Genomic DNA, 13,186 nt, shown 5'->3' on the forward strand with positions numbered 1-13,186 from the left:
GGCATCACGCGATGCGACATTGCCAGCCATGGACGCCAATGCCAATGCCAATGCCAACGGCCGCAAGACCCGCCTTACGACCCGCCCTGCCCGCGGTCACCGCCACACCGCCTTCTGCACGATCGTGCCGCCGCACGTCCTGGACAAGCTGTCCCGCGCCGAGGACACCTCGCTGGCCGATCCCGCCCGCCGCACGCTCGAGCACGACGCCCTGCAGCGCACCCGCCGCCGGATCACCACCGTGCGCGGCGTCCCCGCCGCGCGGGCCGCCGCGCCCTCCGACAAGCCCCGGCGCACCATCTACGACGCCCAGCACAGGACCTCGCTGCCGGGCAGGAAGGTGCGCGGCGAGGGCGACCAGGCGAGCGGGGACGAGTCGGTGAACCGCGCGTACGACGGGCTCGGCGCGACCTTCGAGCTCTTCCTCAAGGCGTACGGCCGGCGCTCGATCGACGACTCCGGGCTGCCGCTGAACGCGAGCGTCCACTACAGCGAGGACTACAACAACGCCTTCTGGGACGGCGAGCAGATGGTCTTCGGCGACGGGGACGGCGAGGTCTTCCTGGACTTCACCATCCCGGTCGACGTGATGGCCCACGAGCTGACCCACGGCGTCACGCAGTACACCGCCAACCTCGAGTACTTCGGCCAGTCCGGGGCGCTCAACGAGTCGATGTCCGACGTCTTCGGCTCCCTGGTCAAGCAGCATGTGCTCGGGCAGAGCGCCGAGGAGGCCGACTGGCTGATCGGCGCGGGGCTGCTGACGGACCGGGTCACCGGGGTGGCCCTGCGCTCGTTGAAGGCCCCGGGCACGGCGTACGACGACGATGTGCTGGGCAAGGACCCGCAGCCGGGCACGATGGACGACTACGTCCACACCTCACGGGACAACGGCGGCGTCCACATCAACTCCGGCATCCCCAACCACGCCTTCTACCTCGCCGCCACCGCCCTGGGTGGCAACGCCTGGGAGCGCGCCGGGCAGATCTGGTACGACGTGCTGACCGGCGGCGATCTGGCCTCCGACGCGGAGTTCGCCGACTTCGCCCAGCTCACGGTGGCCGCGGCGCACACCCGCTACGGCGAGGGCGAGGAGCAGTCGGCGGTGCGGGAGGCCTGGGCCGGGGTGGGCATCACCGATCTGCGGGCGCACGTGGGCGCGCGCTAGACCACGCCATCGGGTAGTGATGGAGCCATGCGCATCTCCGTCACCCGCACCGGCGGATTCGCCGGAATCGAGCGCCGGGCCGAGCTGGACACCACCGGCCGGCCCGACGCCACCCATCTGGACGCCCTGGCCCACCAGGCCGTCGAGACCGGCCACACCACGGCCCTCCGCGGCGTCCCCGACGGCTTCCAGTACGAGATCACCGTCGACGGCCGCACCATCCACGCCGCGGATCCCCATCTGAGCGACGCCCAGCGGGAACTGATCCGCGCGGTGCTGAAGGAGGGCGCGTAGGGGCCGCGTGGTCCTCGGCGCATGCGCCGAGGACCACGCACCAGGCTCAGAACCCCAGCTTCCGCAGCTGCTTCGGATCACGCTGCCAGTCCTTGGCAACCTTCACATGCAGGTCGAGGAAGACCGGCGTACCCAGCAGCGCTTCAATGTGCTTGCGGGACTTGGTGCCCACGTCCTTCAGGCGGCGGCCCTTGGGGCCGATGATGATGCCCTTCTGGCTGGGCCGCTCGATGTAGAGGTTGGCGTGGATGTCCAGGAGCGGCCGGTCCGCGGGGCGGCCCTCGCGGGGCAGCATCTCCTCCACCACCACCGCGATGGAGTGCGGCAGTTCGTCCCGTACGCCCTCCAGCGCGGCCTCCCGGATCAGCTCGGCCACCATGACCTGCTCGGGCTCATCCGTAAGGTCGCCCTCGGCGTAGAGCGTCGGGCCCTCGGGCAGCAGCGGGACCAGCAGATCCGCCAGCAGATCCACTTGCTGGTCCCCCACCGCCGACACCGGGACGATCTCGGCCCACTCGATGCCCAGCTCCTTGCCGAGCCGGTCGATGGCGATCAGTTGCTGGGCCAGTTGCTGAGGCTCGACCAGGTCGGTCTTGGTGACGATCGCGACCTTGGGGGTCTTCTTGATCCCCGCGAGCTCGGTGGCGATATAGCGGTCGCCAGGGCCCAGCTTCTGGTCGGCGGGCAGGCAGAAGCCGATGACGTCGACCTCGGCCCAGGTGGTGCGCACCACATCGTTGAGCCGCTCGCCGAGCAGGGTGCGCGGCTTGTGCAGACCGGGGGTGTCGACGAGCACCAGCTGGGCGTCCGGGCGGTGCACGATGCCGCGGACGGTGTGGCGGGTGGTCTGCGGGCGGTTCGAGGTGATCGCGACCTTCGTCCCCACCAGCGCGTTGGTCAGGGTCGACTTGCCCGCGTTGGGGCGGCCGACGAAGCAGGCGAAGCCCGAGCGGTGCGGGGTCTCCCGCCGCTCGGTCGGGGACGGGGAGGTACCGGCAGTCATGGCCCCCATTCTCCCCGATGCCCCGACCCATTCGGACCAGCCGTCCCGGCCTCGTGCGACCGCCGCGGGCAGTGGGGCGGGGCAGGCGGGCCCACTGTGACCGTAGGGCGCCGGTCAGGCGTCCAGCGTGGCCCGCAGGGTGCCGTCGGGGCCCGCCAGCAGCACCGGGGTCCCGGCCCCGCCCAGGTCCCGGACGGCCGCGCGGTCCTCCTCGGACGCGCTCTCCGCGTCGGTCACCACGGCCGCGGCCTCCAGGGACGTGGCACCGCTCGCCACGGCCATGGCGACGGCGGTCTGGAGGGCGCTCAGCTTCAGCGAGTCGAGGGCCACGGTCCCGGCGACATACGTACGCCCTGTCTCGTCGCGGACGGCGGCGCCCTCCGGCACGGAGTTGCGGGCCCGCACGGAGCGGGCCAGCGTGATGATCTTGCGGTCTTCGGGGTCCAACTGCGCTGCTTCGCTCATGCGGATGAGCATATGCGGGGCGTTGACCGGCGGTGACGCCGGTGGGCACACGGCGGCCCGCGCCGGTCCGCGGTGCGGCGGCCCGGCGCGGGCGATACGCGGTTGTGTGGATGGCTCAGGGCGGGTCTCAGGGCCTCAGGGCCTCAGGCGCCCTAGGGGAGGATCGGCGACGGCTGGAAGGTCAGCGAGGCCGAACCCGACGACGGGCTCAGGCCCGGAGCGCCCGCGAAGGAGGCGGTGTACGTCGAGGCGGTGAGCACGGTCGGCGGGACGGTGACATTGCTGAGCGTCGCCGTGCCGCTGGCGTTGGTGACCGCGCTGCCCAGCGCGATCGGGCCCAGTGCGGAGTTGGCGACGAAGGTGAGGGTCTGGCCGGGGATCGGGTTGTTGGACGCGTCCCTCAGCGTCGCGCTCAGGGTCGGGATGATCAGCGTGCCGTTGATCCGCAGCCGGATGGTGGCCGGGGTGGCGGTCACCGTGGTCCCGGTCGGCGCCGCGACCACGTTCTGGGTGATCGTCGCTGAGGTCGAACCGGCGAAGCAGGTGTCGCCGCCGTAGACGGCCGTGACCGTGTGCGCCCCGGTGGTGAGGGTGTTGGTGCTGACGGTGGCCTGTCCGAAGGCGTTGAGCGTGCCGGTGAGGGTGGGCCCGCCGCTGATCACGAAGATGACGTTCCCGGTCGGGGTGCCCGTCGCCGGCGGCACCGCGGTCACCGTGGCGGTGAAGGTCACGTTCTGGCCGGGGGTGGACGGGTTCGGCGAGGAGGTGAGCGTGGTCGTGGTGCTCGCCTGGCCGACGGTGACGGATCCGGACGCCGAGGAGCCCGCCACGCCCGTGTTGCCACCGTACGAGGCCGTCACCGCGTGCGTGCCCACCGGAATGGCGCTCGTCGTCACGCACGCCTGACCGCTGGCGTTCAGCGTCCCGGTCAAGGTCGGACCACCCGCGATCGCGAACGTCACCGTCCCGGTCGGGGCGCACGTGCCGGGCGCTGTCGTGGTCACCTGCGCGCACAGGGTCACCGGCTGGCCGCACACCGGAGAGGCGGGGGTGATGGTCAGCGCGGTCGTGGACGCGGCCTGGCCGACGGTGATGGATCCGGAGGCCGACGAGCCCGCCACGCCCGTGTTGCCACCGTACGAGGCCGTCACCGCGTGCGTGCCCACCGGAATGGCGCTCGTCGTCACGCACGCCTGACCGCTGGCGTTCAGCGTCCCGGTCAAGGTCGGACCACCCGCGATCGCGAAGGTGACCGTTCCGGTCGGGGTGCAGGTACTGGGCGACGCGACCGTCACCTGGGCGCACAGGGTCACCGGCTCACCGCAGACCGGGGAGGCGGGCAGGAAGCTGAGGGTCGTGGAGGAGACGCCCTGGTTGACCGTGACGGACCCGGTGGCGTTCGACCCGGCGACGCCGGTGTCGCCGGAGTAGGTGGCCGTCACCGCATGGGTGCCGACCGGAATGGCGCTGGTGGTCACACACGCCTGACCGCTGGCGTTCAGCGTTCCGGTCAAGGTCGGACCACCCGCGATCGCGAAGGTGACCGTTCCGGTCGGGGTGCAGGTCCCCGGCGGGGTCGTGGTCACCTGCGCGCACAGGGTGACCGACTGACCGCACGACGCCGTGCTGGGCGTGATGGTCAGGGCGGTCGTCGAGGCGGCCTGGTTCACCGTCAGGGGGAGGGTCGCCGTCGAGCCCAGGACGTCCCCGTCGCCCGGATAGGTGATGGTCAGGCTGTGCATGCCGACCGGAATGGCGCTGGTTGTCACACACGCCTGACCGGTCGCGTTCAGCGTGCCCGTCAGGGTCGGACCACCGGAGACGGCGAACGTCACGTTTCCGGTGGGGACACAGGTGCTCGGCGGCGCGACGCCCACGTCCGCGCAGATGGTCACCGGCTCACCGCAGACGGACGGGCTGGGCGAGATGCTCGCCGAGATGCCCGAGACGCCCTGGCCCACGGTGAACGACGCCGAGCCGCTGGAAATCGCGATGTTCGTGCTGCCCCCGTAGGTGGCGGTCACGGTGTACGACCCCGCGGTCAGGGCGTTGGTGGTCACGCATGCCTGGCCGCTGGCGTTCAGCGTGCCCGTCAGGGTCGGGCCACCGCTGATCGCGAAGGTCACCGTGCCCGTGGGCGTACAGGTGCTCGGCGGCGACACCGTCACCTGGGCGCAGATGGTGATCGACTCACCGCAGACCGGTGCGGCCGGGGACACCGTGACCGATGTGGCCGACGCTCCCTGACCGACCGTGATCGAGCCGGTGTCGGTCGAGCCCGCGACATTCCCGTTTCCGGCGTAGGCGGCCGTCACGGCATGGGTGCCCACCGGGATGGCGCTGGTGGTCACACACGCCTGGCCGCTGGCGTTCAGCGTCCCGGTCAGCGTCGGACCGCCGGCGACCGTGAACGTCACCGTGCCCGTCGGGGTGCAGGTGCCGGGCGCGACGACCGCCACCTGGGCGCACAGGGTCACCGGCTCACCGCAGACCGGCGAGGCGGGGGAGGTGGTGAGGGTCGTGGTCGAGGACGCCGGATTGATGGTGAGCGGCGTCAAGGGCGAGTTGGACGGGGCGAAGTTGGCGTCGCCGTTGTAGAACGCGGCGACCTGGTGCGTGCCCACGCTCAGGGCGGGAACGGTGACGGAGGCGTTCCCGGACGGATCGAGGGTCCCGGTCACCGTGGGCCCGTCCGCGCTGATGATGAAGGTGACCGTACCGGTGGGGGTGCCGCTGCCCGGGGGCACCGCCGCCACATGCGCCGTCAGCGTCACGGTCTCGCCGCAGACGGGCGCGGGCGGGACGAAGGTGACCGCGGTGGTGGTCGCCGACTGGTTGACCTGCTGGATGGTCGTGCCGGACGAATTGTCCAAAGGATCGCTGGAGTTGACGAAGTTCGCCGTGACCAGGTGGGAGCCGACGGCGAGGGAGGAGTCGGTCACGCTGGCCGTGCCGGAGTCGACCCCGGTTGGGGTGAGCGTCACGGGGCCGATGGTCGGGCCACCGGCGATGACGAAGGTCACGTCGCCCCAGGGAGGGCTCCCGGCGGTGATGCCGGTGACGGTGGCGGTGTAGGTGACGGATTGACCGAAGACGGAGGGGTTCGGCGTGGAGGTCACCGTGGTGGTGGACATGGAAGCGGCCGCCCTTTCCTGAGCTCAGGGAGATGAGCCGCCCGGCTCCGCGCGGCGCAGCCGCGCGGAGCCTTGGCCTCTGTGCGGGGGTGCCCATACGGCCGACCCGTCTACGTCAAAGCAGACAGGCCGACTGTCCCCCGACAGAGGTATGGGCGACCCACCAGTCGGTATCTGCAAGTAAGCGGGCGCCTACGCCAGATGGGCCAGGGAGCGGACGGCTATTCCACCCAGATGGCGCAGCGCGGCCCGCGCGTTGCCGATGCGCTGGCGCGACGGCCCGCTGTCGCGCGGGCGGGCGCCGCGCCCCGGCGCGTGCGGCGGGAGCGCGGGAAGGGGCCGGTCCGGAGAGGCCGCACCGCAGGTGCGCGGCCTGAGCAGGTCAGAGGAAGTCCGCTATGGTTCGGCAGCGCGTTCGGCAGCGCCCCGAAGGGGCGCGGGGCTGTGTCGATATGCGGCTCCGCCGCGTGGGACCAGGCACGACGGCGCCGCAGCCGGCCGACGACGCATCGCGGCACGTCCAGCGGAGCACTTACTCGGCCGCGGCGGTTTCGCGGACCGGCTCGACCAGCACCGTGACGATGCGGTTGCGGCGGCCCGCCGGGGACTCGGCCGTCAGCCGCAGCGCCTTGAGCGCGGGGTCCACCCCGCCCTCGGGGACGTCCACCTCGGCCTTGGCGCCCGCGATCGGCACCCGGCCCAGCGCCTTGGCGAGCAGCCCGCCCACCGTCTCGACGTCTTCGTCCTCCAGATGCGTGCCGTACAACTCCCCCAGGTCACCCAGGGCGAGCCGGGCGGTCACCCGGTGGGTGCCGTCGCCGAGGTCCTCGATGGGCGGCAGTTCGCGGTCGTACTCGTCGGTGATCTCGCCGACGATCTCCTCGAGGATGTCCTCGATGGTGACGATCCCGGCCGTGCCGCCGTACTCGTCGATCACCACGGCCACGTGGTTGCGATCCTGCTGCATCTCGCGCAGCAGATCGCCCGCGTTCTTGGTGTCCGGGACGAAGGCGGCGGGCCGCATCGCGGTGGAGACCAGCTCGGTCTCGGCCTCGCGGTTGATGTGCGTCTTGCGGACCAGGTCCTTGAGGTAGACGATCCCGACGATGTCGTCCTCGTTCTCGCCGGTGACCGGTATCCGGGAGAAGCCGGAGCGCAGCGCGAGGGTGAGCGCCTGCCGGATGGTCTTGAAGCGCTCGATGACCACCAGGTCGGTGCGCGGCACCATCACCTCGCGCACCAGGGTGTCGCCGAGCTCGAAGACGGAGTGGACCATGCGCCGCTCCTCGTCCTCGATCAGCGACTCCTGCTCGGCGAGGTCCACCAGGGCGCGCAGCTCGGCCTCGGAGGCGAACGGGCCCTTGCGGAAGCCCTTGCCGGGCGTGAGCGCGTTACCGAGGAGGATCAGCAGCGGCGGGATGGGGCCCATGACCCGGGCCAGCGGGATCAGCACATAGGCGGCGACGGTCGCGGTGTTGAGCGGATGCTGGGCACCGATGGTGCGCGGGGAGACGCCGACGGCCACGTACGACACCAGGACCATCACGCCGATCGCGACGGTCAGCGCCTTCCAGGTCTCGGGGAACTCGCGCAGGCTCGCGAACGTGACGACCGCGCCCGCCGCGACCTCGCAGGCGACGCGGACCAGCAGCGCCACATTGAGATAGCGGGTGGGGTCCTCGGCGACGAGCATCAGCTTGGCGCTGCCCCGGCGCCCGGAGCGCACGGCCTCCTCGGCGCGGAACCGGGTGGTGCGGGCCAGACCGGCCTCCGCGCAGGCCGCCAGCCAGGCCACCACGACCAGCAGGACGGCCGCGGTGACGAGCTGCGCGCTCATCGGACGGTGGGGGCCGGGGAGGGGCCGGTGACGCCCTGCTCCGCGCGCCAGCCGTCGACGATGGCGGCCTGGAGGCCGAACATCTCGGCGCGCTCGTCCGCCTCCTCGTGGTCATAGCCGAGCAGGTGGAGGACGCCGTGGACGGTGAGCAGCTGGAGCTCCTCGTCCATGGAGTGCCCGGTCGGCGCCTCCTCCCCCTGCTTCTTGGCCACTTCGGGGCAGAGCACGATGTCCCCGAGGAGGCCCTGCGGGGGCTCCTCGTCGTCCTTGGCCGGCGGGCGCAGCTCGTCCATCGGGAAGGACATGACATCGGTGGGCCCCGGCAGATCCATCCACTGGATGTGCAGCTGCTCCATGGCGTCGGCGTCGACGACGATCACCGAGAGCTCGGAGAGCGGGTGGATACGCATCCGGGCGAGCGCGTACCGGGCGATGTCCAGCACCGCCCGCTCGTCGATATCGGTACCGGATTCGTTGTTGACGTCGATCGCCATGGGGGTTCGTGATTACTTTCCGTTGCGACTGTCGTACTGGTCGTATGCGTCGACGATCCGGCCGACCAGCTTGTGACGGACCACGTCGGTGCTGGTGAGCATGGAGAAGTGCACGTCCTCGACGCCGTCCAGGATCTCCCGCACCTGGCGCAGACCGCTCTTGGTCCCGCCGGGGAGGTCGATCTGGGTGATGTCGCCCGTGATCACTATCTTGGAGTCGAAGCCGAGCCGGGTGAGGAACATCTTCATCTGCTCGGGGTTCGTGTTCTGGGCCTCGTCGAGGATGATGAACGCGTCATTGAGCGTACGGCCACGCATGTACGCCAGTGGCGCGACCTCGATCGTGCCCGCGGCCATCAGGCGCGGGATGGAGTCGGGGTCGAGCATGTCGTGCAGCGCGTCGTAGAGCGGCCGCAGATACGGGTCGATCTTCTCGTAGAGGGTGCCGGGCAGGAAGCCGAGCCGCTCCCCCGCCTCGACCGCCGGCCGGGTGAGGATGATCCGGTTGACCTGCTTGGACTGCAGCGCCTGGACCGCCTTGGCCATGGCGAGATAGGTCTTGCCGGTGCCCGCGGGGCCGATGCCGAAGACGACGGTGTGCTTGTCGATGGCGTCGACATAGCGCTTCTGGTTGAGCGTCTTGGGGCGGATGGTGCGGCCGCGGTTGGAGAGGATGTTCTGGGTGAGCACCTCGGCGGGCGTCTCCCGCACCCCGCTCTCGCCGTTATCGGCCGCGCGCAGCATCGAGATCGAGCGCTCCACCGCATCCTCCGTCATCGGTTGACCGGTGCGGAGCACCAGCATCATCTCATCGAACAGACGCTGGACCAGGGCGACTTCCTTCGGATCCCCGGTGGCGCTGACTTCATTGCCGCGTACGTGAATATCGGTCGCCGGGAACGCGTTCTCGATCACACGGAGCAGCGCGTCACCGGATCCCAGGACCATGACCATGGGGTGCTTGCTCGGGACCGTGAACTGCGCATGCGCCTGCGGTGCTGTGGTTGGTTGCGTCATGGGCCGGCTCTCTGGCCTGCTTCTACCTCCCGCTACAAGGGTTCTCGCCGCTCGACAACCTTGGGTTCCAAGGGTACGACGGAGCACCGACAACACCCGAGCCCTTTTACTCCTATCCGCTCATCGCCCCGCTCACCTGGAGCCTCCCGCGCCCCCGGATGCTCCAGGGCCCGGGGCCCCGACGCCACGCCCGGTCCACGCCCCGCGCTACGCCCGGTCCACGCCCCGCGCTACGCCCGGCCCGCGCCCCGCGCTACGCCTGGCGGAAACCGATCGTCGGGACGGCCCGGCGCAGCGGCCAGGGGCGGGCGGCGGCCGGGAGCAGCCGGTCGAGGAAGGCGTAGCGGCGCAGCGCGCGGGCGGGCTGGTCGTCGTAGGCGCGGGCGTGCTGCCACCAGGCGGCGATCTCGACCCAGCCGGGCGCCGACAGCGAGCCGCCGAACTCCTGCACCGACAGCGCGGCGGTCAGCCCGGCGAAGGCCAGCCGGTCGGCGAGCGGCCACCCGGCGAGCGTGCCGGTGACGAAACCGGCGACGAACACGTCCCCGGCCCCGGTCGGGTCCAGGGCCTCCACGGAGATCGCGGGCACCTCGGCGGTCTCGCCGGTGCGGCCGTCGACCGCGTACGCCCCCTCGGAGCCGAGCGTGACGACGGCGAGCGGGACCAGGTCGGCCAGGGCCCGGGCGGCGGCGCGCGGGCAGTCGGTGCGGGTGTAGCGCATCGCCTCCTCGGCGTTGGGCAGGAACGCCTCGCAGTGCTCCAGCTCGGCGAGGTCGGCCGGGTCCCAGCGGCCGGTGTCGTCCCAGCCGACGTCCGCGAAGACCGTGCTGCCGCGGCGGGCGGCCTCGGCGACCCACTCCTGGCCGCGGCCGGGCACCAGGGAGGCCACGGCGGCGCGGGCCGGGGGCGGGCTGCTGGGTGCGGGCTCCTCGGGCGGCGGGGCCTCATGGCCGTGGGAGACCATGGTCCGCTCGCCCTCGTAGGCCATGGAGACGGTCACCGGGGAGTGCCAGCCGGGGATCGTGCGGGAGAGCGAGAGATCGATGCCCTCGCCGTGGTCCAGGGCGTCCCGGCAGTAGTCCCCGTAGTGGTCGTCGCCGAAGGCGGCGGCGAGCGAGGTGCGCAGGCCGAGCCGGGCCAGGGCGGTGGCCATATTGGCGACGCCGCCGGGGCTCGAGCCCATGCCGCGCGCCCAGGACTCGGTGCCGCGGACGGGGGCGCTGTCAAGACCGGTGAAGATGATGTCCAGGAAGACCGTGCCGGTGAGATAGACGTCGCAGTCGGCGTCGCCGGGGCGGCGCACGTCCGCGAGCGGGTCGAGCAGGTGGTAGCCCGCCGTGAGCTTGTCGCCGTCGTGTGTCGTCACCGCGCTCTCCCAGGTCTTGCCGGTCCGCCTCCGCCGTCGGATGCGGGTGCGGCCAGTGTGCACGATGGCACCGACAACGGGCCGGGGTCCGGCCCACTGTCACCCTCGGCGGTCAACGGTCCCGGCGCCCCCGCCGGGGCGCCCTCAGCGCCGTTTGGGCAGCGCCACCGTCATCAGGTCCTGGGCGACCGTGAGCTCGCCGTCGAACCCCGCGTCCCGCGCCTGGCGCTCGAACTCGGAGGGGTCGCCGTAGCGCTGCGAGAAGTGCGTCAGCACCAGGTGCCGCACCCCCGCCCCGGCCGCGAGCCGGGCCGCCTGCCCGGCGGTCAGATGCCCGTACTCGACCGCCAGGGCCTCGTCCTCGTCCAGGAAGGTCGACTCGATGACCAGCAGATCGCACCCCTGCGCCAGCGCGTCGGCGCCGTCGCACAGCCGGGTGTCCATGATGAACGCGAAGCGCTGCCCCCGGCGCACCTCGCTGACCTCCTCGATCGCCACCGTGCGCCCCTCGATCTCCAGCGCCCGCTCCCGCTGGAGCCGGCCGATGTCCGGGCCCCGGACGCCGAGCGCGCCGAGCCGCTCGGGCAGCATCCTGCGGCCGTCCGGTTCGATCAGGCGATAGCCGTAGGACTCGACGGGGTGCGAGAGCCGGACCGCCTCCAGCGTGTACGCGGGGGTGTGGGCCAGCACCGCGCCGTCACCGGCGACCGGCTCCTCGGCCAGCGCCACCGTCTCGCGGTAGGCGGTCGCGTAGCGCAGCCGCTCGAAGAACCGCTGTCCGCTCGCCGGGTAGTGGGCGGTCACCCGGTGCGGCACCCGGTCGAGGTTGATCCGCTGGATCACCCCGGCCAGGCCCAGGGAGTGGTCCCCGTGGAAGTGGGTGACACAGATCCGGTCGATGTCATGGGCGGCGACCCCGGCCCTCAGCATCTGGCGCTGGGTGCCCTCGCCGGGGTCGAACAGCAGACCCTCGCCGTCCCAGCGCAGCAGATAGCCGTTGTGGTTGCGGTGCCGGGTCGGCACCTGGCTGGCGGTGCCGAGGACGATCAGTTCCCTCGCGGACAAGGGTTATCCGGGGGGCCAGTTGAGCCCGCGGCCGCCCAGGACGTGGGCATGCGCGTGGAAGACGGTCTGACCGGCGCCGGAGCCGGTGTTGAACACCACGCGGTAGCCCGTCTCGTCGAGCTTCTCATCGGCGGCGACCGCGCCCGCCTCGCCCAGCACATCCGCGGTGATCTGCGGTTCGGCCGCCGCGAGGGAGGCCGCGTCCGGGTAGTGCGCCTTGGGAATCACCAGGACGTGCGTGGGCGCCTGGGGGTTTATGTCCCGGAAGGCGACGGTGGTGTCCGTCTCGCGGACGACGGTGGCCGGCACCTCCCCCGACACAATCTTGCAGAACAGGCAGTCGGCCTGCGGTTCTCCCGCCACCGGTGGCTCCTCACGGATCGTCGGCACGTACGGTCCGGATGGTACCGGGAGGGCCTGCCGACCGAAGCGATCGCGGGCTATTCGCTCCGAGCACCGCCCCCGGTGCCGCCCTTACCGTCGTCACCGGCGCCGTCGTCGGCACCGACCTGGCCGGCCCGGCCCTCGGTGGACGGGTGCTCCCAAGGGTGGCTGCGGGTCGGCTCGGGGGCCTCCGTGGTCCGGTGCTCCCAAGGGTGGCTGCGGGTCGGCTCGGGGGCCTCCGTGGTCCGGTGCTCCCAAGGATGGCTACGGGTCGGCTCGGGGGCCTCGGTCGTCCGGTGCTCCCAAGGGTGGCTGCGGGTCGGCTCGGGGGCCTCGGTCGTCCGGTGCTCCCAAGGGTGGCTGCGGGTCGGCTCGGGAGCCTCCGTGGTCCGGTGCTCCCAGGGCTGGCTTCGGGTCGGCCGGGGGCTCCCGGTGTCCCGGCCGCCGCCCTGGCACTCCCCGATCACATTCGCCTCGAAGACCTTCCGGCCGTCCACCTGGCCGGTCAAGTCGCCCCGGACGCAGTGGTCTTCCCGGACGTAGGTGACCCGGCCCCTGATCCGGACGTCCTTGTCGTTGTCGGTCCTGCCGTGGCAGTCCACCCGTGCGTCGGTCTCCCCGGCCCGCTCGCTCTGCGAGGGCGAAGCGGCACCCGCCGTACGGCCGTTCCTGAACTCGGCGTTGCAGCTCATCCAGCGGACGCCGACACCGCCCCGCTCCAGCGCCTCGGTGGCGACCTGGTCCGTGGTGATCGCGACCGTCACGGAGCTGATACCGCCGCCCGTGGGCTCACAGGCGGTCACCGCGACCGCCGCCGCGCCTGCCGCCGCTATGGCGAAGAGCGTCCGTCCCCGTCGTGTCCGCCATGCCTGCCGTGCCTGCCGTGCCCGTCCTGTCTGCCGTGCCTGCCGTGCCCGTCGTGCCTGCCTTGCCTGGCTCAATACCCCCATGGGGGTAGG

The 13,186-nt window shown here is 71.8% G+C and carries 12 protein-coding genes; 2 read left to right on the forward strand and 10 right to left on the reverse strand.

Annotation, left to right across the window (positions count from 1 at the left end; translation table 11 throughout):
* Positions 1-28: 28 nt before the first annotated feature.
* Positions 29-1,168: a M4 family metallopeptidase gene (locus IEJ02_RS03980; protein WP_223863310.1), complete on the forward strand. Its 1,140-nt coding sequence runs from the start codon at positions 29-31 to the stop codon at positions 1,166-1,168.
* Positions 1,169-1,195: 27 nt separating this feature from the next.
* A complete protein-coding gene (locus tag IEJ02_RS03985) occupies positions 1,196-1,462 on the forward strand; it encodes a protealysin inhibitor emfourin (RefSeq protein ID WP_191063376.1) in 267 nt (88 codons plus the stop codon).
* A gap of 46 nt (positions 1,463-1,508) precedes the next feature.
* Here IEJ02_RS03985 and era read toward each other — a convergent pair whose 3' ends face one another.
* The 10 genes from era to IEJ02_RS04035 all read right to left on the reverse strand — a co-directional run bounded on the left by era (position 1,509) and on the right by IEJ02_RS04035 (position 13,177).
* Positions 1,509-2,465 (reverse strand): GTPase Era, encoded by a 957-nt coding sequence (gene era, locus IEJ02_RS03990; protein WP_370466956.1) that lies wholly within the window; start codon positions 2,463-2,465, stop codon positions 1,509-1,511.
* Between the two features lie 114 nt (positions 2,466-2,579).
* Positions 2,580-2,930, reverse strand: a complete 351-nt coding sequence (locus IEJ02_RS03995) for a cytidine deaminase-like protein (protein WP_137977920.1) — start codon at positions 2,928-2,930, stop codon at positions 2,580-2,582.
* Positions 2,931-3,082: 152 nt separating this feature from the next.
* Positions 3,083-6,064, reverse strand: a complete 2,982-nt coding sequence (locus tag IEJ02_RS04000; protein WP_191063378.1) for a beta strand repeat-containing protein — start codon at positions 6,062-6,064, stop codon at positions 3,083-3,085.
* A 532-nt stretch (positions 6,065-6,596) separates the two neighbouring features.
* Complete coding sequence (locus IEJ02_RS04005) at positions 6,597-7,901, reverse strand: hemolysin family protein (RefSeq protein ID WP_191063379.1); 1,305 nt, start codon at positions 7,899-7,901, stop codon at positions 6,597-6,599.
* Positions 7,898-8,395 (reverse strand): rRNA maturation RNase YbeY, encoded by a 498-nt coding sequence (ybeY, locus tag IEJ02_RS04010; protein WP_020871394.1) that lies wholly within the window; start codon positions 8,393-8,395, stop codon positions 7,898-7,900. The genes IEJ02_RS04005 and ybeY overlap by 4 nt, the downstream gene beginning before the upstream one ends.
* Positions 8,396-8,407: 12 nt before the next feature.
* Positions 8,408-9,412 (reverse strand): PhoH family protein, encoded by a 1,005-nt coding sequence (locus IEJ02_RS04015; RefSeq protein WP_137977922.1) that lies wholly within the window; start codon positions 9,410-9,412, stop codon positions 8,408-8,410.
* A 253-nt stretch (positions 9,413-9,665) separates the two neighbouring features.
* Positions 9,666-10,778: a carbohydrate kinase family protein gene (locus IEJ02_RS04020; protein ID WP_191063380.1), complete on the reverse strand. Its 1,113-nt coding sequence runs from the start codon at positions 10,776-10,778 to the stop codon at positions 9,666-9,668.
* Between the two features lie 144 nt (positions 10,779-10,922).
* Complete coding sequence (locus IEJ02_RS04025) at positions 10,923-11,843, reverse strand: ribonuclease Z (protein WP_137977923.1); 921 nt, start codon at positions 11,841-11,843, stop codon at positions 10,923-10,925.
* Between the two features lie 3 nt (positions 11,844-11,846).
* Positions 11,847-12,206 (reverse strand): histidine triad nucleotide-binding protein, encoded by a 360-nt coding sequence (locus tag IEJ02_RS04030; protein WP_191063381.1) that lies wholly within the window; start codon positions 12,204-12,206, stop codon positions 11,847-11,849.
* A 77-nt stretch (positions 12,207-12,283) separates the two neighbouring features.
* A complete protein-coding gene (locus IEJ02_RS04035) occupies positions 12,284-13,177 on the reverse strand; it encodes a hypothetical protein (protein WP_191063382.1) in 894 nt (297 codons plus the stop codon).
* Positions 13,178-13,186: the final 9 nt, after the last annotated feature.

The sequence above is a fragment of the Streptomyces sp. 5-10 genome (genome assembly GCF_014712245.1).
GTDB lineage: Bacteria > Actinomycetota > Actinomycetes > Streptomycetales > Streptomycetaceae > Streptomyces > Streptomyces violaceusniger.